The organism is Nakamurella panacisegetis, from assembly GCF_900104535.1.
GTDB lineage: Bacteria > Actinomycetota > Actinomycetes > Mycobacteriales > Nakamurellaceae > Nakamurella > Nakamurella panacisegetis.
Genome location: NZ_LT629710.1, coordinates 2,199,225 through 2,218,945, shown reverse-complemented (window position 1 = coordinate 2,218,945; position 19,721 = coordinate 2,199,225). Strand labels below are relative to the sequence as shown.

Annotated in this window: 19 protein-coding genes; 14 read left to right on the top strand and 5 right to left on the bottom strand. The window is 68.9% G+C overall.

All coding sequences use genetic code 11. The features are described 5' to 3' along the window. The 8 genes from BLS97_RS09705 to trmB all read left to right on the top strand — a co-directional run bounded on the left by BLS97_RS09705 (position 1) and on the right by trmB (position 5,642). The gene (locus BLS97_RS09705) at positions 1-648 is read left to right on the top strand and encodes a class I SAM-dependent DNA methyltransferase (RefSeq protein WP_090475799.1); all 648 of its coding nucleotides are present in this window, start codon (positions 1-3) and stop codon (positions 646-648) included. Positions 649-853: 205 nt separating this feature from the next. Further along, complete coding sequence (locus BLS97_RS09700) at positions 854-1,186, top strand: hypothetical protein (protein WP_090475798.1); 333 nt, start codon at positions 854-856, stop codon at positions 1,184-1,186. Continuing rightward, a complete protein-coding gene (locus tag BLS97_RS09695) occupies positions 1,183-1,992 on the top strand; it encodes a hypothetical protein (protein ID WP_090475797.1) in 810 nt (269 codons plus the stop codon). Before BLS97_RS09700 ends, BLS97_RS09695 begins: the two co-directional genes overlap by 4 nt. Before the next feature lie 53 nt (positions 1,993-2,045). Then, on the top strand, positions 2,046-2,231 hold the full coding sequence (locus BLS97_RS09690; RefSeq protein WP_157695333.1) for a hypothetical protein: 186 nt from the start codon (positions 2,046-2,048) through the stop codon (positions 2,229-2,231). 75 nt (positions 2,232-2,306) lie between these two features. Continuing rightward, positions 2,307-2,918, top strand: a complete 612-nt coding sequence (locus BLS97_RS09685; RefSeq protein ID WP_090475795.1) for a hypothetical protein — start codon at positions 2,307-2,309, stop codon at positions 2,916-2,918. Positions 2,919-3,033: 115 nt separating this feature from the next. Next, positions 3,034-4,098, top strand: a complete 1,065-nt coding sequence (locus BLS97_RS09680; protein ID WP_090481810.1) for an ABC transporter ATP-binding protein — start codon at positions 3,034-3,036, stop codon at positions 4,096-4,098. Then, complete coding sequence (locus BLS97_RS09675; protein ID WP_157695332.1) at positions 4,095-4,850, top strand: hypothetical protein; 756 nt, start codon at positions 4,095-4,097, stop codon at positions 4,848-4,850. The genes BLS97_RS09680 and BLS97_RS09675 overlap by 4 nt, the downstream gene beginning before the upstream one ends. A gap of 63 nt (positions 4,851-4,913) precedes the next feature. After that, on the top strand, positions 4,914-5,642 hold the full coding sequence (gene trmB, locus BLS97_RS09670; RefSeq protein ID WP_090475793.1) for a tRNA (guanosine(46)-N7)-methyltransferase TrmB: 729 nt from the start codon (positions 4,914-4,916) through the stop codon (positions 5,640-5,642). 63 nt (positions 5,643-5,705) lie between these two features. Here the strand turns inward: trmB and BLS97_RS09665 are convergent, their stop codons facing one another. The 3 genes from BLS97_RS09665 to BLS97_RS09655 all read right to left on the bottom strand — a co-directional run bounded on the left by BLS97_RS09665 (position 5,706) and on the right by BLS97_RS09655 (position 8,020). Continuing rightward, the gene (locus BLS97_RS09665; protein WP_090475792.1) at positions 5,706-6,467 is read right to left on the bottom strand and encodes a LamB/YcsF family protein; all 762 of its coding nucleotides are present in this window, start codon (positions 6,465-6,467) and stop codon (positions 5,706-5,708) included. Beyond that, positions 6,464-7,309 (bottom strand): fumarylacetoacetate hydrolase family protein, encoded by an 846-nt coding sequence (locus BLS97_RS09660; protein WP_090475791.1) that lies wholly within the window; start codon positions 7,307-7,309, stop codon positions 6,464-6,466. The genes BLS97_RS09665 and BLS97_RS09660 overlap by 4 nt, the downstream gene beginning before the upstream one ends. Positions 7,310-7,375: 66 nt before the next feature. Next, the gene (locus tag BLS97_RS09655) at positions 7,376-8,020 is read right to left on the bottom strand and encodes a TetR/AcrR family transcriptional regulator (RefSeq protein WP_157695331.1); all 645 of its coding nucleotides are present in this window, start codon (positions 8,018-8,020) and stop codon (positions 7,376-7,378) included. Between the two features lie 429 nt (positions 8,021-8,449). Between BLS97_RS09655 and BLS97_RS09650 the strand changes: the two genes are divergently transcribed. Together BLS97_RS09650 and BLS97_RS09645 are read left to right on the top strand one after the other, a co-directional pair. Then, entirely contained in the window at positions 8,450-10,798 is a 2,349-nt protein-coding gene (locus tag BLS97_RS09650) for an amino acid permease (RefSeq protein WP_090481807.1), read from the top strand. Positions 10,799-10,908: 110 nt separating this feature from the next. Next, complete coding sequence (locus BLS97_RS09645) at positions 10,909-11,502, top strand: alpha/beta hydrolase (protein ID WP_090475789.1); 594 nt, start codon at positions 10,909-10,911, stop codon at positions 11,500-11,502. A 12-nt stretch (positions 11,503-11,514) separates the two neighbouring features. Here BLS97_RS09645 and BLS97_RS09640 read toward each other — a convergent pair whose 3' ends face one another. Continuing rightward, positions 11,515-12,156 carry a TetR/AcrR family transcriptional regulator gene (locus tag BLS97_RS09640; RefSeq protein WP_090475788.1) on the bottom strand — a complete coding sequence of 214 codons (642 nt, stop codon included), beginning with the start codon at positions 12,154-12,156 and terminating at the stop codon, positions 11,515-11,517. Between the two features lie 102 nt (positions 12,157-12,258). On the opposite strand from BLS97_RS09640, the gene BLS97_RS09635 reads away from it, so the two are divergent. The 3 genes from BLS97_RS09635 (at position 12,259) to BLS97_RS09625 (ending at position 17,571) form a co-directional block, all read left to right on the top strand. Beyond that, positions 12,259-14,415 (top strand): MMPL family transporter, encoded by a 2,157-nt coding sequence (locus BLS97_RS09635; RefSeq protein ID WP_090475787.1) that lies wholly within the window; start codon positions 12,259-12,261, stop codon positions 14,413-14,415. 334 nt (positions 14,416-14,749) lie between these two features. Further along, complete coding sequence (locus BLS97_RS09630; protein ID WP_157695330.1) at positions 14,750-16,099, top strand: glycosyltransferase 87 family protein; 1,350 nt, start codon at positions 14,750-14,752, stop codon at positions 16,097-16,099. A gap of 59 nt (positions 16,100-16,158) precedes the next feature. Beyond that, entirely contained in the window at positions 16,159-17,571 is a 1,413-nt protein-coding gene (locus BLS97_RS09625) for a DUF2079 domain-containing protein (protein ID WP_090475785.1), read from the top strand. Positions 17,572-17,573: 2 nt separating this feature from the next. On the opposite strand, the gene BLS97_RS09620 is transcribed toward BLS97_RS09625, so the two are convergent. Next, positions 17,574-18,389, bottom strand: a complete 816-nt coding sequence (locus BLS97_RS09620) for a trypsin-like serine peptidase (RefSeq protein ID WP_090475784.1) — start codon at positions 18,387-18,389, stop codon at positions 17,574-17,576. 134 nt (positions 18,390-18,523) lie between these two features. Here BLS97_RS09620 and BLS97_RS09615 point away from each other — a divergent pair, with 134 nt between their 5' ends. Further along, the gene (locus tag BLS97_RS09615; RefSeq protein ID WP_090475783.1) at positions 18,524-19,717 is read left to right on the top strand and encodes an alpha/beta hydrolase; all 1,194 of its coding nucleotides are present in this window, start codon (positions 18,524-18,526) and stop codon (positions 19,715-19,717) included. The last annotated feature ends 4 nt before the right edge of the window (positions 19,718-19,721 follow it).

Sequence of the window (19,721 nt, the reverse complement as noted above, 5' to 3'; positions counted from 1 at the left end):
ATGACGGACACCCGTGCGCTCGAGCTCACCCGCCGCAATTACGACGCCATGGCCCAGCGCTACGCCGACTGGGTGCCCGGCGTCTTCCGGGAGCAGACCCTCGATCTGGCCATGTTGCGGGCGTTCGCCGAACTCGTCGGCGGCCAGGAGAACCCGACAGTCCTCGACATCGGTTGCGGCCCGGGACATGTGACCAGCTGGATGGCCGACCTCGGGCTGGCCGCACGTGGCATCGACCTGTCGCCGGCGATGGTCGAGCTGGCCCGGAACGCCCACCCCGAGCTCGCGTTCGACACCGGTTCGATGCTCGACCTGGAGCTGGAGGACGCGTCCGTCGGCGGCGTCCTGGCGCACTTCTCGATCATCCACACGCCGCCGGCCGACGTGCCGACGGCGTTCGCCGAGTTCGCCCGGGTCCTGGCGCCGGGTGGTCTCCTGCTGTTGTCGTTCCAGACCGGCGACGCCGGGCCGCCCGGGTGGACGGCGTTCGAGCACAAGGTGTCCCCCGCCTTCTGCTGGTCGATCGACGCCATGTCCGCGCGGCTGACCACGGCCGGTTTCGACGAGATGGCCCGGCTGCGGGTCGAAGCCGGGCCGTCCGACCGGTTCCCCGGTGGACATGTCCTGGCCCGTAAACGGTCCCGCTGACCGTCGTCAGCGGGAGGCGCGGGCCACGAGTTCCAGCCCGGCAATGACGGATCGACTGTGGACAACTCGTCCGTCGGCGCCCCGGGCCCTGGCAGCATGACCCACGGAACGACCCGGGACCATCGCGACCGCCGGTTCGTCCGTGATCGCATACCGGCGTCCCGGGTACCACCCGCACGGCAGGTCAGGAAAGGCAGGCGCAACGGTGTCCACTCCTCATGCGCAGTATCCGTACGCGGCGCTCCAGTCGGTCGGCGCCAACCTCAGAGGCATCTCCGAGCAGATCGGCTCGAAGTCCAAGGGCGCCTTCGACATCGCCGGTCTCACTCAGGACCAGTCCCGGATCAACGACGCGATCGGGCACTTCCGGTCCGAGTGGGAGGCCAGCGTCAAGAAACTCGGCGAGAACATCGGCGGCTTCGGCGAGCTGAGCACCCAGATCGGGACCATCGCCGCGCAGACCGATGAGGAACTGGCGAAGGCGATGCGGCCCGGCGGTTCCGCTGGTGGCCCACAGGGTTCGGCGCGGGCCGTATGACGCGCATCGACGAGCTGGCCGCGCAGCGGACAGAGCTCAACCCGGACGTTCCGTTCCCGCCGTTCCCACTCTGGATCTCGGTCCCGTCCAGTTGGTCCCCGCTCGACTCGAACCCGGGCACCTGGCGGCGCTCGGCCGACGACCTGATCGACACCACCTTCCGCGGCGCCCGGCTGCCCGCTCGGGAGCGACGCGAGATCGTCGGCCTGCTCGAAGGGCTGGTCGCCGATTGTCAGCGAGCCGGGGCCGCGCTGAGTCTGGTCACCGTCGGACGCCGGGCCGCCGGGGGCGCCGCGAGCTTCGGCCTGCACGTGGCGTTCGCCGGCGACGGCCGTCCGGCCTCACTCGGCCGGATCCACGACATCCTGCCGCGGACCGGCGTGACCAGCGAGATCAACACGGCAACCGGGCCCGGGGTGTTGCACCGCGACCGGATGACGATGATGGTGCCGGGGACGGCCCAGGTCGCGGCCCTGACCAGCATCCAGATCTTCGTGCCCATCCCGGACACGTCGTGGACGGTCGTGCTGTCGACCGCGAGTGCCTACCCGGAACTGACCGACCCGCTCGAGGCGCTGGTCCGGTCCGTGGCCGAGAGCATCCGAACCGACGACGAGGACCGGGGCGAACGGCCGACCGACCCGGCGGAGACCGACCCGGCGGAGACCGGCTCGGCGGAGCCGGAGTTCACCCCCTCACCCAGCCTGGCCGCGCCGGGCTTCGAGCGCGGCTTCGGGACCCTGGTCCAACGGCGCCTTGATCCCCCGGCCGACGAGCCGGACGAATTCGGCGAGAGACTCCCGTGACCGACCCCTCACCCACTGGTCGGCCGGCGACCGCAGCCCCACGGCCCAGGGTGGTGCTCCAGGCACACGCGACGCGATCGCTGACGGCGCTCGCCCTGTTGCTGCACGGATGGGAGCGCGGCCCCCGGGACATGCGGAAACCGTTCGGGACGCTGATCGCATCGGTCGTCATCGCGGCCATCATCGTTCTCGCGGTGGCGGTCGGCGGACGGGTCGGGGCGATGATCGGACGGCGGTAGGGGAAGCCCACACCCACAGGGCCTGCATAGGTCACGGCCACCCGATGTTTCGCATTCGGACATACTCTCGATGGAGTGAGCACGTGGATCAGCAGTCGCCATCGGATACTCGGCCCGTTGCTGATCGTCTCCGGCCTCTTCATCATTCCCTGGTTGATCTACCTGTCCTTCCAGCTGCCGGGCACCGTCAAAGCGAGCAACTGGTCGACGATGTGGATCGGACTCGACGTTGCCGAGGCGATCGGGCTGATCGTCACCGGGATCCTGCAGTGGCGCCGCAGCCGCCACCGGAGTCTGCCCGCGGCGTTCACCTCTGCGCTGATGGCACTCGACGCCTGGATCGACATGACCACCTCGGCCGCCGGGAGCGCCCGAACCGTGGCCCTCGTCATGGGATTCACGCTGGAGATACCGATCGCGATCGCCTGCCTGGTGCTGGCCGTCGCCACCGCCCCGGCCGCCGCGGGGCTGGCCGCCTCGACCGAGACCCGGGCCGCCCCGGCACCGACCGAGTTCACCACACCGGCCGCCGCCGACACGGCCAGGCTCAACGCCGCGGCCACGGCCAGGCCGAATGCCATGGCCACGGTGAAGGCGAATCCGTCGCCGCCGGCAGCCACTACATCGCTGACGCGGTCGATCACGTCCACCGCCCGCCGTCGGCCGGTGACCGGGCCGTCGGCCTGAGCGATCGTCCGCAGGACCGCTGGAAACCGCGACATCCGGCAGCAAAGCACGCATCATCGCGTCCGATGCCATGGGAATACGCGCGCTTGCCTCCCTGCTGCTGCAGGATGGGCTCATGATCGAAGTGACGGCACTGTCCAAGACCTTCGGCCGTACCAAGGCCGTCGACCATCTCTCGTTCACGGTCCGGCCCGGCGTGGTCACCGGCTTCCTCGGCCCGAACGGCGCCGGCAAGTCCACCACCATGCGGATGATCCTGGGTCTGGACAACCCAACCTCGGGCCAGGCCCTGATCGACGGGCGCCAGTACGCCTCGCTGGTCAGGCCGCTGACCAAGGTCGGCGCGCTGCTCGACGCGAACTGGGTGCACCCGAACCGGAGCGCACGGGCCCACCTGCGGTGGATGGCCGCCTCGAACGGGCTGCCCACCCACCGGGTCGACGAGGTCCTTGACACCGTCGGCCTCACCAGCGTGGCCGGCAAGGCGGTCGGCAAGTTCTCCCTCGGCATGAAACAGCGGCTCGGATTGGCCGGTGCCATTCTCGGTGATCCCGAGGTGCTGCTGTTCGACGAACCGGTGAACGGACTCGATCCGGAGGGCATCGTCTGGATCCGGCAGTTCATGCAGAGCCTGGCGTCCGCCGGCCGCACCGTGTTCGTGTCCTCTCACCTGCTGTCGGAGATGGCCGTCACCGCCGATCACCTGATCGTCATCGGCCGGGGCCGGTTGATCGCCGATGCATCCACGGCCGACTTCATCAAGGAGTCGACCGAGTCGACGGTCAAGGTGCGCTCGCCACGTCTGGCCGAGCTGGCCGACCTGCTCGTCCGCAACAACATCCGCATCACACCGACCGACGGAGCGCTCACCGTGCACAGCGCCCCGATCGAGCAGGTCGGTGATCTAGCCGGCGCCGCCGGAATCACCCTTCACGAACTGTCCGGGGTCCAGGGATCGCTGGAAGAGGCGTTCATGCAGCTGACCGGCGATTCGGTCGAGTACGGCGGTCATGGGCTCCCGGCCGGAGGGGACCCGATGCTGCCGTCGGGGACGGTTGCCCCGGGCGGCGGGACCGGTGGGTACGGTCCGCAAAGCGGGTACGGGCCGCCCGACAGGTACGGTCCGCCGGGCGGACCCGGCACGACCGGCACCACCGGACCGGAAGGACAGCCGCGATGATGAGCCTGATCAAGGTCGAGCGGATCAAGCTGCTGTCGACCAAGTCCCCGTACTGGTGTGTCGCGTCCATCCTGGTGGCGTCGGTGCTGATCGCGCTGGTCATCGGGCTGTCCGATCACGGCTCCCAGGCGACCACGGTCAATGGGGTCAGCGGGGTCAACCTGGGCAAGAGCGTCTTCATGATCATCGCCGCCCTCGCCGTGACCACCGAATACCGCTTCAACACCATGAAGAGCACCTTCCTGGCCGCGCCACACCGGGTCAACGTGCTCCTGGCCAAGACGGTGCTGCTGGCCGTGTTCGGAGCCGTGCTCGGCTTCGTGTGCGCGATCGCGGCCTTCTTCCTGACGAAGGCGCTGGCCACGAACCCGCCGATCCCACTGGTCCTGGAGGGCGAGGTCTGGCGGGAGGTGGCCGGTTACGCCGCACTGTTCGCGATCGCCGCGGTGATCGCCGTCGCCGTCGGGACCCTGTTGCGGCAGTCGGCGGGGGCGATCAGCCTGCTGCTGGTCTGGTCGCTGCTGTTCGAAAGCCTGTTCCAGCTGATCCCCAAGGTCGGCGACAAGATCCACGCCTGGATGCCGTTCACCGCCGGAACCGAGTTCGTCAGCCCGACCAGCAACGTCGAGACCGTCGGGCGGGCGACCACCAGCGGCGGACCGACACCGATCCAGGGGCTGCTGGTGTTCCTGGCCACGGGGATCGTGCTCTGGCTGATCGCGGCGGTCGTGCTGAACAAGCGGGACGCCTGACCGACCGGCGCCGGAAAGATCCGGATTCGCTTTCCGGCTCCCCCGCCACCTACCGTGGCGAGCATGCAGGACTCGCGGATCAGAACCGTCACGCCGGAGGACGGCCTCCCCGCGCACTTCCGTCGGGTGGTCAGTTTCCATCCTCGCGGTGGCCGGCTCAACGACGTCCAGCGTCGGGCGTGGACCGAGCACGCCGAGAGCTGGTACCTGGACCCCGAGGACTACGGGCCGGAGAATCCGTTCGACGGCGACCGGGCGTTCGGGCGGTCCGCGCCGCTCGTCATCGAGATCGGGTCCGGCATGGGTGAATCGACCGCGGCCATGGCCGTGGCCCGCCCGGACATCAACCTGATGGCCGTCGAGGTCTACAAGCCCGGAGTGGCTCAGACGTTCCACCATCTGGCCCGGGCCGGGGCGAGCAACGTCCGGGTGATGCGGGGCGACGGGGTACAGATCCTCACCGAGTTGATCGCGCCGGGTTCGCTGGCCGAGGCATGGCTGTTCTTCCCCGATCCGTGGCCGAAGACCAAGCACCTCAAGCGGCGCCTGGTCACGCCGCCCTTCACCGAACTGGTGGCGTCGCGACTGCGCAAGGGCGGCACTTTCCGGCTGGCCACCGATTGGGCGCCGTACGCCGAGCAGATGCTCGCCGTCGGAAGCACGACCAAGGGGCTCCGCAATGCCTACCCCGGCTGGGCCGCCCGACCGGACTTCCGCCCTCGTACCCGGTTCGAGCGGCGCGGCATCGCCGCCGGCCGGGAGATCTTCGACCTGGAGTTCACTCGCCGCTGAGGTCCCGGGAAAGACGTCGATCCCACCGGTCCGATCAGGCCGCGGCGGGCCGATCCACCCAGTTCACTCGACGAACGACCGCACCCGGGTCCCCGCTGCGGTCAACGCCTCGTACACGGCCCGGGCGATCCCGACCGCACCAACCGAATCACCGTGCACGCAGATCGAATCGGCTTGCACGGCAATCGATTCGCCGGTGACGGCCCGGATCCGCCCGGACGTGACCAGGTCCACCATCCGGGTCGCGATCTCTTCCGGATCGTGCAGGACCGCGCCCGGCTCACGTCGCGACACCAATGTCCCGTCCGCCGCGTACGCCCGGTCGGCGAACGCCTCCCGCACTGTCCGCAGCCCGGCGCGCTCGGCCGCGGCCAGGAACGCCGACCCCGGCAGTCCGACCACAGCCAGGTCGTCGTCGTAGGCGGTCACGGCGGCCACCACGGCGGCCGCCTGGTCGGCGTGCCCGACGATCGCGTTGTACAACGCGCCGTGGGGCTTCACGTACCGGACGCGGGTTCCGGCCGCCCGGGCCACGCCGGCCAGCGCACCGATCTGGTAGATGACGTCGGCCGCCAGGTCCTCCGGCTCCACGTCGATGAACCGCCGGCCGAAACCGGCCAGGTCGTGATAGCCGACCTGGGCGCCGACCACCACTCCGTGCCGGGCCGCGGCGTGCACTGTGCGCCAGAGCGTCGACGGGTCCCCCGCGTGGAACCCGCAGGCCACGTTGGCACTGGTGACCACCTCGAGCATGGCGTCGTCGTCACCGAGCGTCCAGGACCCGAAACTCTCGCCCAGGTCGGCGTTGAGATCGATCGCGATCACGCCTGGCCGATCACCTGACGTTGCCGGCCCAGACCCTGGATCTGAAGTTCGAGCACGTCAGCCCGCTGCAGGTACGGGAATCGGCCGGACAGGGCAACGCCCTGCGGGGTTCCGGTGTTGACCAGATCCCCCGGATCCAGGACGAGAACCTGGCTCAGCTGATAGATGATCTCGGCGACGTCGAAGATCATGTCGGACGTGTTGGAATCCTGACGCGGCTCGCCGTTCACCCAGCTCTGCAGCCGCAGGTCCTGCGGGTCGCCCAATTCGTCCGGGGTGACGAGGTAGGGACCGAGCGGGTTGAACGTCTCGCAACTCTTGCCCTTGGACCACTGCCCGCCGCTGGTCTCGAGTTGGAAGGCGCGCTCGGAGACGTCGTTGGACACCGCGTACCCGGCGACGCACTCCAGCGCCGCCTCCCGGGACGGCAGGTAGCGCGCGGTGGACCCGATGACGACGCCCAGTTCCACCTCCCAGTCGGTCTTGCTCGACCCGCGCGGGATCAGCACCTCGTCGTTCGGCCCGACCACGGTGTTGGGCGACTTGTAGAACAGGATCGGTACGGCCGGCGGGGGCGAGCCGGTCTCGGCTGCGTGCGCGACGTAGTTCATGCCGATGCACAGCACCGCCCCCGGCCGCGCGATCGGCGCCCCCAGCCGGCGTCCGGTGATGTCGATCGAGGGGAGCCGACCGGCCGCCGCGGCCAGTCGGGCCAGTCCGCCGCCGGCGAAGAACGCCCCGTCGAATTCGGTGGTGATGCCCGACGCGTCGAACGTCGCACCGGTCCGATCCATCACGACGGGGATCTCCGATCCCGCGGGTCCGACCCGTAGCAGCTTCATGAACGCGAACCTACCCGGCGCGACGACCGGCGACCGGCCCAGGCCACCCGGACGAGGCCGTCATCGCTACTTCGACGCGGCCAGCCGGTCGAGGGCGCCGACGTAGAGATCGAGGCTGAACCTCAGATCGGCCGCGGCGTCGGCCGTATGGAGCCGGTCGAGCACGCCGGCCAGGGCCGGCAACGTCTCGACCGCGGCGCCGCTCAGACGGCGCTGCTCCCGGACGGATTCGTTGGGCGGAGCCGGTGTCAGGGCCAGCGCCGGACCGAGCACGAACCCGCAGACCAGACTTATCAGCGAGTTGTAGGCGTGCACCTGATCCTGAGCCGACAGCCCCGAATCGGCCAGGATCTCCAGGATGGAATCGATCACCTCGATGGCCGAGCGACCGGAGACGTTGACGTCGGGGGCGTCGAGTTCCTGCGCGACGAGCACGGAGATCATGGCCGGATTCTCCATACCGGCGTGGAAGATGTCCTGGAGGAGTCCGGTCAGGCGCTCCGTCCACGGCGTCGCCGGGTCGACCGGGCGGAGAGTGGCGAGCGAACGATCGGCCATCAGGACCAGCAGGGCCCGCTTGTTCGGGACGTGGTGGTAGAGGGACATGGCCTCGACGCCGAGTTCCTGGGCGAGCTTGCGCATGGATACGCCGGCCAGACCCTCCTGGCGGGCCAACCCGAGCGCGGCCTGGACGATTCGCTCCCTCGTCAACGGGACCCGGTCCGCACTCATCTGAAGCCTTTCACTAGCGGCCGATCCACATCTGCCAGTTCGCTCCGCGGGCGAATCCGCGACATCGGGTCCACCCTCGTGGGGCGTGCCACACACGTTACGACGGCTCTTGCTGCCTTACATCTCAAGTCATACACCGTAAGACAGATCTCGACAGAGTGAACGGCGCGTTGGCATACAGGTGAGGACACGCGGAATGAGAAGCAGCGCTAAACACGAGGTCCTGGGCCTTTCGGGCTCTCGGGGCCTGTCGATGGCCGCAAAGGGATCGAAACTGCTGGGCAGTGGTGTCGCGCTGAACGCTCTGACCTGCGAGTTCAGATCAGTGCCGGTCGTTGGCCGTCAAGAATTCGTCAAGATCGACCCCGGTGCGTTGACCCTCTCGTGTGCCCCGCCGACACTCGGGCCGTGTCACCCACCCCCATCGCGGCATCCTCCGCCGTCCTCCCCGACCTGAACCTCCCAGAGCGGCTGTCTTACCGCGTCAAGCGCCGCCTGCTCGGACCGCCGTTGACCAACGACCAGCTCAAGCACGAGCGGCTGGGGAAGTTCCTGGCGTTGGGCGTCCTGGCCCCGGACTGCATCTCGTCCTCGGCCTACGGCACCGAGCAGATCCTGACCGCCTTGCTCCCGTACGCCGCGCTGGGCGCCTTCACCCTGGTGCTGCCGATCACCGGGGTCGTGATCGCGATCCTGGTGCTGTTGACCATCTGCTACCGCCAGGTGGTGTCGGTGTACACCAAGGCCGGCGGGTCCTACATCGTGGCCAAGGAGAACTTCGGCCCTCGGGTGGCCCAGGTCGCCGCGGTCGCCCTGCTGATCGACTACGTCGTGACCGTGGCCGTGCAGATCGCCGCGGGGACGGTGGCCGTTGTGTCGGCCTTCCCGGTGCTCGGCGTCGGTCCTCGGCCGGTGTTGATCGACGTCGGCATGATCCTGCTGCTGTGCTGGGGCAATCTCCGCGGGATCAAGGAGGCCGGCAAGGCGTTCGCCCTGCCGACCTACTTCTTCGCTCTGGTGGCCGGCTCCATGATCATCGTCGGCATCATCCGGGAGTTGATGGGCAACCTGCCGCAGATCGACCCGACGCATTTGCAGGGCGTGCACATCGGCCACGCCAACGGCTTCGTGATGGGCGCGACCGCGATGGTGCTGTTGCGTGCCTTCGCCAACGGCGGTTCCTCGCTGACCGGTCTGGAGGCCATCAGCAACGGGGTGGGCATGTTCCGCTGCCCGGAAGGGCAGAACGCCAGGAAGGCCATGCTGGTCATGGCCTGCACTCTGGGCTTCCTGGTCTGTGGGGTCTCCCTGCTGGCCCACTTCACCCACGCCACGCCGTACGCCGACGGGTTCCCGTCGGTGATCAGCCAGGAAGCCCGCCTGGTGTTCGGGCACGGGGTGGTCGGCAACATCCTGTTCGGGGTCATGCAGACGGCCACCGCGATCATCCTGTACACCGGCGGCAACACCAGCTTCAACGGCTTCCCGTTCCTGGCCAGCTTCGTCGCCGACGACGCGTTCCTGCCTCGCCAGCTCCGCAAGCGCGGGCATCGGCTGGTGTTCTCCAACGCGATCATGGTGCTCACGGCGGTGGCGCTGGTCCTGGTGGTCGCCACCGACGGCAAGCTGGACGCCCTGGTCCCGCTCTACGCGATCGGCGTCTTCACCGGGTTCACCATGGCCGGTTTCGGCATGGCCAAGTACTTTCGGACCCACGGCGGTCCGGGCCAGCGGCGCAAGATCGCGCTCAACGTGGCCGCCGGCACCACGTCGCTGATCGTGGTTCTGATCTTCGCGGTGGTGAAGTTCAGCGAGGGCGCCTGGGTGGTGGTGATCCTGTTCCCGGTACTGGTGTTCGCGCTGATCCGACTCAATCGCGAGTACCGGACGGAGGCCGAGGTGCTGCGCGACCTCGACTCCGAACGGCTCTCGGCGGGCACCAAGTACTCGCACCACACGGTGCTGGTCTTCGTCGACGCCCTCGATCTGGCTTCGGTCGAGGCGCTTCGGTACGGGCAGAGCCTGCGTCCGAGCACGCTCCGTGCCGTGCATTTCGTGCTCGACAGCGCGCACGCCGATCGGCTCTCGAAGAAGTGGCAGCGAGCCGCCCAGATCGTCCCCCTGGAACTGGTCGACTGCCCTGATCGGCGCCTGGGCCGGGCCACGCTGGAGATGATCGCAAGAGAGGCCAGGCCCCGCACCGAGGTGACGGTGTTGTTGCCGCGACGCAGCTACGCCACCATGCTCGGCCGCCTGCTGCACGACCGGACGGCAGACCATCTCGCGCGGTTGATCAGCCGAATTCCCAACGCCACGGCCACGATCATTCCCTACGACACGAACGCCAAGATCACCTCGATGCAGGAGGATCGGCGAGCCGATCTCCCGGAGCCACCGGCGCGACCGGTGACCGCGGTGTTGGCCGACCGCCCGACCGGGTCGACCCGGACCGCGATCCTGAAGTACGCCGCGCCCGAACCGCCGGCCGGTGCGGTCCCGATCCGCGACCTGGTGTCCGGCGATTCCTGCAACGTCCAGGGACGGGTGCGGACGGTCAGGGTCGGCTGCGTCGGCGACAGCCCGACCTTCGTCTGCGAGATCGCCGACTCGACCGGCAATCTCACGGTTCAGTTCTACGGACGGCGCACCGTCGCCGGAATCGAACCGGGCCGGCTGCTCCGGGTCCAGGGCCGTTCGCTCCAGCAGGACGCCGGGTACGTCATCGCCAATCCCGACTACCAGCTGTTGACCAACTGACGCGGGTCTCGAGCACACGGGGGCTTCCGCTGTTCGGAATGACGAGGACCGCTCCGACCTGATCACCGCCGGCCGGTAGCCTGTGCCCTCATCGATCAGGAGGATCCCCGTTGCCCGAGACGCGCCCCAGTTTCCTTGTCCTGCACGGCTTCCAGAACCACCGACCGGCCGGGCACTGGCAGCACCTGCTGACCGACGATCTCCGGGCGGCCGGACACCCGGTCTCCTACCCGCCGCTGCCCGACCCGGACCACCCCGACCGGGCGGCATGGCTGGGCAAGATGTCCGCACTGGTCGCGGCCATGCCGACCGGACACCGGGTGGTGGTAACCCACAGCCTGGCCGCCGTCGCCTGGCTGCACGCCGCCGCCCTCGGGACCGTCTCGGCGGACCGGGTCCTGTTGGTGGCCCCGCCGTCCCCCGCCGTCCTGGCCGGGATCCCCGAGGTTGCCGCCTTCGCGGAGCCGACGGTGACGGCCGCACAGCTGGCCGCCAGTTCGTCCGGACCGGTGCGTCTGGTCGCCTCGGACGACGACCCGTACCACCCCGACGGCGCGGCCGCGACCTACGGGACGCCATTGGCCATCGACACCGATGTCATACCCGGGGCCGGTCACCTGGATCTGACCGCCGGATACGGTCGATGGCCGTCGGTGCTGGCCTGGTGCCTCGACCCGTCCACCCGGCTGACCGCCCGGACCTGACCGACCGGGGGGTCAACGGCGTCCCGACAACCCACCGAGCACCATCCTCAGGGTGGTCTGGAAGATCAGCTCCAGCTCCGGCTCCGGCAGGTGGGACAACGGACCGTCCAGACAGAGGATGGCCAGTCCGTGCACCGCCGCCCAGGCCGAGACCGGCGCACCGGCCGCCATCGTCGGATCGAGCAGGCCCGCCGACTCCATCTCCTGGAGGATCTCGGTGAGCAGCCCGAAGGCGCGGACGTCGGTGGTGAGCTCGATGTCCTCCATCATCGGCAACCCGATACAGAACGTTCGGAACAGGCCCGACTCGGTGAGCGCGAAATTCAGGTAGGCCCGTCCGATCGCTTCCAGGCGCGCGACCGGATCCGATGCCGGGACCTTCCGGCCGGCCGCCTGCATCTGTGTCGCCAACTCCTCGAGGGCGCGCAGTTTGACTGCTGTGACCAGAGCCGTCTGGCCGTCGAAATGCCGATACGCCGCGGTGGCCGACACTCCGACCCGACGCGCCGCACCCCGAAGCACAACCGCGTCCGGGCCGCCGATCCGCGCCAGCTCGACCCCGGCGTCCAACAACGCCTCGGCCAAATGGCCGTGGTGATATCCGCGCGTCCGGCTGATCACCGTCGTTTCGGTTTCGCCTGTTTCCGCGCTCATGTCACGCATTGTCCCCCGTTCGGGCCCGACGGTTGACGACGCCAATACGGCCCGCCTATGTTTACGCCGTAAACATAGCGGGTGAGCCGATGTGGGGACCAGATGACCAAGACCGCCACCGCTCCGACCGTTCGCCGCGACGGCCTTCTCTACCGTTTCGGTCTCTGGCTCGGACGGCACGCCAAGGCGGTGTTGATCCTGGGCGGAATCGCCCTGGTGGTCTTCGGCGTCATCGGGGTCGGCGCCTTCGGGAAACTCAAGGCCGGCGGTTTCGAAGATCTGGGCAGTGATTCCTCTCGCGCCGCCGCGATCACCAACGCCCACTTTGCCGCCGACCCCAACCTGTTGCTGGTGGTCACCCCGGACGACGGACGGCTCGACTCCGCGCCCAGCAAAGCGGCCGGATCGGCCCTGACCACGGCCATCGCCTCGAAGCCGGACGTGACGGTAACCGGCTCGTACTGGACCACCCCCGCGGCCGGCCTGGCCGCCACCGACCGCAGCTCCGGCCTGATCACGGTGGTCATCTCGGGCGATCATTCGGTCTCCCGCGCGGCCGATCTGTCCGCCGAGTTCAGCGGCGAACGCGGCGGCGTGACGGTCAAGGTCGGCGGGCAGGCGGCGGTCCTGGGCGACATCAACCGCCACGTCTCGAGTTCGCTGGTCCTGGCCGAAGCCATCGCCCTGCCGTTGACCCTGATCCTGCTGCTCGTGGTGTTCGGGTCAGTCGTGGCGGCGCTGCTGCCCCTGCTGATCGGGGCCTTCGCCATCGCCGGGACGTTCTTCGAGCTGTCGGTGCTGGGCTCGATCACCGACGTCTCGGTGTTCGCCATCAACCTGACCACGGCCCTGGGTCTCGGTCTCGGCATCGACTACGGACTCCTGCTGGTCGCGAGGTTCCGTGAACAACTGGCCGCCGGCGAGGTGGTCGATGTCGCGGTGGCCCGGACCGTCGCCACCGCGGGCCGGACGATCCTGTTCTCGGCCGCGGCCGTGGTCGCCGCCCTGGCCACCCTCATCCTGTTCCCGCTCTACTTCCTCTCCTCGTTCGGTTACGCCGGGATCGGTGTGGTGCTGATCGCCGCGCTCGGCGCACTGGTGCTGATCCCGGCCGCTCTGGCCCTGCTCGGCCGCCGCGTCGACGCCGGCCGCCTCCCCTTCACCGGCACGGCCCGCAACGCCGAATCGCGGTTCTGGTTGCGGTTCGCCACCGCCGTGTTCCGGCACCCGGTGCGGACGGGCGGCCCTGTGTTGGTCGTGTTGTTGCTGGCCGCCGTACCGCTGATGGGCATCAAATTCGCTCTGCCCGACGCCTCGGTGCTGCCGACCGACGCGGCCAGCCGCCAAGTGGCCACCATCCTGGCCCAGCAGTACCCGTCGCAATCCACCGCCGTCATCACGCTGGTCTCGGCGACACCGACCGACTCGGCCACGGCCACGGCCGCGGGCGCGATCGTCAGCAAGGTCCCGGGCGTCACCGGCGTCGAATTCGGCACCGCCACGCCGGACACCCTGTCCTACCGGCAGCTGAAGGTCTCGACCGACGCTCCGAAGGCCTCCGAGGCGGCGAAGTCACTGGTGAAGGCGATCCGAGCGGCCGCGCCCGGGACCGCGGCGGCGGTCTTCCTGGTCGGCGGTTCCGATGCCTCGCTCACCGATACACTGTCCGGCATCGGGCACCAGCTGCCGTGGGTGCTGTTGATCATCGTGGTGACGACCTTCATCCTGCTCTTCCTGTTCACCGGAAGCGTCCTGCAGCCGCTCCGCGCCCTGGTGGTCAACGGCCTGTCGCTGTCGGCGTCGATCGGCGTCGTGACCTGGATCTTCCAGGACGGACACCTGATCGGGCTCCTGGGTGCCACCGCACGCCCGATGGACGCGTCCATGACGGTGCTGCTGCTGTCCATCACCTTCGGCCTGTCCATGGACTACGAAGTGTTCCTGGCCAGCCGGATCACCGAACTGCACTTCGCCGGTTCGGGCCTGCAGGACGCCGTGACCCACGGACTCGCCCGTACCGGACGTCTCGTGAGCAGCGCGGCGCTGCTGCTGGCGGTGAGCTTCTTCGCCTTCACGACCTCATCGGTGTCGATGCTCCAACTGTTCGGATTCGGGGCCGGCCTGGCGGTGTTGATCGACGCCACCCTCATTCGGGGCGTCCTGGTACCGGCGGTGATGCGCCTGCTCGGGCCGGCCAACTTCTGGTCGCCGGGCCCGCTGCGGAAACTGCACGCAAAGGTCGGCCTGTCCGAGGAGTGAGGCCGGGCCGGACACCACCCGATCAGGCGTGCTTTACCCACACAAAGGAAACTCAAACGTAGGAGCAGACCAGTGAACCTGGTCACGCGAACGGCGGTTCCGGCGGCGGCGCGCTTCGCCGGCAGGGCTGTCGTCCCGGATTCTGCGGGCCGGCGGACGGCACAGAACATCCTTGCCGGCAAGATCTTTCGCAGGGAAACCGGACATCTCGGTCGGTGACGATGTGACGTCCCTGCGGCCGCCGATAGCACAGGGTTAATGATCCGACCACCGCCGCCCATTCGAATGGGCGGATCACCGCCCAGACCCCACCGCAGGTGGCACAATGCGGACCGTGGACATCCTCCGATCGACCCGGTCTTTGCCGACCTGGGCCGCCGTCGATGTTCGCGAATTACCGCGTCGCACCCGGACAATTGTGATCGGTGTCGCAGTCCTGGGACTGCTCGCCGCATTCGCAATTTCATTCGAGATCTACCGCCGATTCGGCGCCCCGCGCAACGAACTCGATCTGCGTATCTACTACAACGCGATGGCGTCGTGGCACGGCGGCAACGATCTGTACAGCTACGCCTACCCGGACAAGGTCAACGGCCTGCTCGGGTTCACCTACCCGCCGTTCGCCGCCCTGATCATGTCTCCCCTGCCGATGCTGTCGATCCGATGGATCATCGCGATCGCCGGGCTCGGGATCGTGGCCACCACCGTCGTCCTGGTGATGCTGTCCCTCCGCGAACGGATGTACCTGCGTCGGCCGCAGTTCCTGCTGGCCACCGGTCTGGCCACGGCCGCCGCCTTCTGCCTGCAGCCGGTCTCGCAGACGTTGGCCTACGGGCAGGTGAACACCGCGCTGGCTGTGCTGGTGATGGTCGACGTGTTCGTCCTTGGCCGCCGCGGCAGCCGCTTCGCCGGCGTCGGGATCGGTCTGGCCATGGCGATCAAACTGACGCCGGCCATCTTCCTGGTCTACCTGGTGATCGGGCGTCGCTGGCGAATGCTGAGAGTCGCCGTGGCCACCGCCGCCGCGGCCACGCTGGCCGCGGCTCTGGTCGTCCCGGCCGACTCCTGGCAGTACTTCACCTCCCTGCTCTGGGACGCCGGCCGGGTGGGCGTCGTCGACAACACCGCCAACCAGTCGCTCAACGGAACCCTGGCCCGGATCACCGGCTCGCTCGCTCCCGACAAGGTGGTCTGGGCCGTCGGTGTGCTCATCGTGCTCGCCGTGGGATCGGTACGGATACATCGAGCGGTCGGTGCCGGCGACACGCTGCTGGCGGTCACCGTCACCGGTCTGATGGGGGTACTCATCAGCCCGGTCAGCTGGATCCACCACGCGGTCTGGATCGTGCCGGCCGTGGTCGTGGCCGTCGCCCAGCTGGTTCGCACGGTGCCCCGTCACCGGTTCCGGCCGGCGGCCGGCAACACCCGCCTCGACCCGGCCGACCGCACCGCCATGCGCCGGTGGATCGCCGGCGCCGGCCTGCTGGCGACCGGCCTGTTCGTGTTCATCGTGAACACGCGCAACCTGTTCGGCCTGCCCGACGTGCACTACGCCGGCCGGTCGATCGGAGCGGCCCTGGCCGGCAGCATCCAGACGATCTGGATGCTGGCCGCGCTGGTGTTGTTGCCCATCCGCACGGACATGTCATCCGAGAGGCCCCGTCCGCTCGCGGGGTCCCGGTAGGCTCGCCGCGTCGGCTCGACCGCGTCGACGTTCCAGCCGCGAGAAGCAGGGGTACAACCATGGCCGGCGGCCGGTCCGACGCCGTCGTCGCCGGCGAAGCCGCCCCCCATCGGCGCGTCGCGTTCATCAGCGGCGGCGCCTTGGTGCTGTACCTGCTCGACTCCCTGATCCGGAACGCCCGCTTCCTCTCCGGCTACGACCTGACGATCTTCGACCAGGGGGTCGACGACTACGCACACTTCCGCGCCCCGGATGTGCTGATCAAGTCGCAGCAACCGTTCAACCTCCTGGGCGATCACTTCCACCCGATCCTGATGCTGCTGGCTCCGCTCTACCGGTTGTGGCCCGACGCCCGGATGCTGCTGGTGGCTCAGGCCGTGCTGTTCGCGGTGTCCGTGCATCTGCTGTCGCGGGTGGCGGTGCGGCGTCTGGGCCGCCTGGGCTATTTCCTCGGGGCCGCATTCGCCCTGAGCTGGGGGGTGCTGCAGGCGGTCGATTTCGACTTCCACGAGATCGCCTTCGCGGTGCCCCTGCTGGTACTGGCCCTGGACGCCGTGCTGGACGGTCGGATGCTCCGGATGGCCCTGCTCGCCGGGTCCCTCGTGCTGGTCAAGGAGGATTCGCCGCTGCTGATCATCGGGATCGCCCTGGTGCTGTTGGTGCAGCGCCGCTTCCGCTGGGCGGCGATCCTCGGGGTCTTCGGGATCGGTGCGTTCATCCTGTTGATCACGGTCGTCATCCCGCACTTCAGTTACTCGCACACCTACACGTACTTCGCCTACGCCGGCGGTGGTTCGCACGGTGTGGGCGGCCTGATCGGTACGGCGTGGCACACCGTGTTCTCGCTGCGTGGCCTGATCTTTCTCGGTGCCCTCGCGCTGACCGCCGGATTGGGTCTGCGTTCGCCCCTGATCCTCGCCCTGCTGCCCACCCTGGGCGCCCGGATCGTCTCGAGCAACTACGCCTACACCGGATTCCTCTTCCACTACAACGCCACCCTGATGGTCATCTGCTTCTTCGCCCTGATCGACGGGATCGTCCGACAGCGTGGCGGGGGAGGCCGTGCCACGCAGGTCCTGCGTTGGCAGACCGTGCTGCTGGCCGGGGTGGTCGCGGTCAGCGTGGCCCGGGCGCCGACCATTCCGAGCATCGCCCCCGTGGTCGCCGCCTGCCCGCGCTGCGACCAGGCGCAGGCCGCAGTGTCAGTGATCCCGGACGGAGCCAGAGTGGCGGCGGATGTGTTCCTGCTGCCACACCTGGTGGACCGGGCGCAGGTGATGCAGGCCGTGCCGGGCTTCGTCGACTCCACCGGCCTGCCACTGCGGGCCGACTGGGTCATCCTCGACCTGGACAGCACCTCGTTCACCCCTGGATGGAGCCGCACCCTGCTCGCGTCATTGCTGGCCGGCGGCCGGTTCGCCGAGGTCGCCCGCCCAGGGCGTTACGTCGTGCTGCGGGCGGTCGGACGATGAACTCAGCAGCCGTCGTCCCCGGTCGAGGGTGCACTGTCGGCCGGTAGGCCGAGGATCGCCCTGACCTCCAGTACGTAGATCTGCGTGTCGAACGCGGAGGAGTACGAGGTGGAATCGGTGCACCCGCCCTGGTGCAGACCGCCGATCACGGCATCGACCGTCGACGTGCCCTTGACGCTGGTCGAGTCGATCCACGGGCTGCCACTGGAACCGGCCAGGTATCCCCCGCACCGGAAACTCGGGTACCCCTGCTCGACCCGCGGCGCGACCTTGCAGCTGATGGGCGCATCCCCGGATCCGGCGACGTAGCCGGTCACGGACACCCAGTCGGGCAGAGCGGCCGCGACACCGGCGGCGTTGCCCTTGACGAGTTCGCTCAGCCCCATGATCCGGCCCTTGATGACCCGGTCGTCGACCTGCAGGATCGCGTAGTCGTAGCTCGGGTCCTGGGCGCTGACCCAGAGTCGCGGCATCCACGCCCGGACCACGGTCCACGCCCCGTACGGCTCGACCGGCTTCTTCGTCCCGTCGTAGCCGGGGACGAAGGTCATGCCGGCGCCGGTGCCGTGCACGCAGTGCGCCGCCGTCAGGACCAGTCCCGATCCCGCGGCCAGCAGACTCCCGGTACAGGTGTGCTGCGGAGTGGCGCCATCGGCGAAGATCGCCCCGACGCTCGGTACGGGAGCCACCGTGGAGGCCGTGGCGCCCGCCGCGGCGGTCGCCGAAACGACCGACATCCCGGACATCAGGATCAGTGATCCGAGCAGGCCAAGCACACTCCGTCGGCGTCGCGGCGCCAACGAACGCGGGCTGAACATTGATGTCACTAACCTTGTCTACTACCGGAGGACGGATGTGGGCAACGTGGTCGCTGATTCAGGGGCGGGTCACAGGTGAGCCACCGACGCCACCCGAATGACCCTCCGTCGTCGGAAGTTGGGGAAGTGCGCACGTGGAGTTGACCGGCTCGCTGTTCGCCTGGATCGTCTGGGTGGCGGCCATCGGCCTGTTCGTCTGGGTCATCATCGATTGGCCCCGGTCCGCGCGCCCCGGTTGGCTGTCGGTCCTGCGCCGGGTCGGATACCAACTCGCGGTCGTCATCCTGCTGCTGCTGGCCGTCGGTACCGCCCTGAACGACCAGTACGGCTGGTACGCCAATTGGGGGGACCTCGGCACGATCTTCGGCGCCACGGCCGCGCCCGGACACGAGGTGGCGGCCGGCGCGGCAGCGACCGCGGCGGCGGGGCCGATCGCGGTCGACTCGCGGACGAGCGTCCACCACACTGCCGTTCCGCTGGCCGATCTGCCGAGCCTGGCGAAGATCGACCTCGCCACCGGACGCGGGCCGGCCAACGGCCAGATCCGCTCGTACGAGATCGACGGAAAGGCGAGCGGATACCGAGGCTCGGTGGCCGTCTGGTTCCCCGCGTCGTACACCGAGCCGGCCATGGCCGGCCATCGCTACCCAGTGATCGAAGCCTTCCACGGGGTCCCTGGTGCGCCGCGGCAGATCTGGTTCAACATGCATCTGGGCGATCAGGTGGCGACGGCGGTCTCGGCCGGCACGATCGCCGACTCGGTTGTCGTGATGCCCTACTGGTCCCCCAAGAATGTCGACACCGAGTGCCTCGACGGGGGCAAGGGCTTCATCCAGATGGAAACGTTCCTGACGAAGGACGTGACCACATGGGTGGAGCACCACCTGCGGGTCTACGAGGACCGGAGCTCGTGGGCCACCATCGGCCTGAGCGCCGGCGCCTGGTGCGCGTCGATGCTGACCATGCTGCATCCGACCCTCTACTCGGCGGCCATCAGCCTCGGGGGCTACTGGCAGCCCGGCTTCGAGGCCGGTTACGTCCCGTTCGCACCGAACAGCCAACAGGCCCGGCACTACGACCTGCTCGCCACGGCCCACGACGACCCGCCGAAGGTCGCGCTGTGGGTGCAGACCTCGCCGGCCGACGTCTTCTCCTGGGGCACGACCAGCGAACTGCTCAAGACCGCCCGGGCCCCGCTGTCGGTGACCGCAGACGTCATCCCCAATGCCGGCCACCGATTCTCCGTCTGGGTGGGCCTGGTCCCGCAGACGCTGCAGTGGCTGGGCCGCACAGTGCCCGGGTTCCGCCCCGTCGCCCCCGCTCGATGACCGC

Bases quoted from the DNA above. Each gene is read 5' to 3' on its own strand.
- BLS97_RS09705 (WP_090475799.1), top strand. From the start codon at position 1: ATGACGGACACCCGTGCGCTCGAGCTCACCCGCCGCAATTACGACGCC.
- BLS97_RS09695 (WP_090475797.1), top strand. From the start codon at position 1,183: ATGACGCGCATCGACGAGCTGGCCGCGCAGCGGACAGAGCTCAACCCG.
- BLS97_RS09680 (WP_090481810.1), top strand. From the start codon at position 3,034: ATGATCGAAGTGACGGCACTGTCCAAGACCTTCGGCCGTACCAAGGCC.
- BLS97_RS09675 (WP_157695332.1), top strand. From the start codon at position 4,095: ATGATGAGCCTGATCAAGGTCGAGCGGATCAAGCTGCTGTCGACCAAG.
- trmB (WP_090475793.1), top strand. From the start codon at position 4,914: ATGCAGGACTCGCGGATCAGAACCGTCACGCCGGAGGACGGCCTCCCC.
- BLS97_RS09660 (WP_090475791.1), bottom strand. From the start codon at position 7,309: ATGAAGCTGCTACGGGTCGGACCCGCGGGATCGGAGATCCCCGTCGTG.
- BLS97_RS09640 (WP_090475788.1), bottom strand. From the start codon at position 12,156: ATGAGCGCGGAAACAGGCGAAACCGAAACGACGGTGATCAGCCGGACG.
- BLS97_RS09635 (WP_090475787.1), top strand. From the start codon at position 12,259: ATGACCAAGACCGCCACCGCTCCGACCGTTCGCCGCGACGGCCTTCTC.
- BLS97_RS09625 (WP_090475785.1), top strand. From the start codon at position 16,159: ATGGCCGGCGGCCGGTCCGACGCCGTCGTCGCCGGCGAAGCCGCCCCC.
- BLS97_RS09620 (WP_090475784.1), bottom strand. From the start codon at position 18,389: ATGTTCAGCCCGCGTTCGTTGGCGCCGCGACGCCGACGGAGTGTGCTT.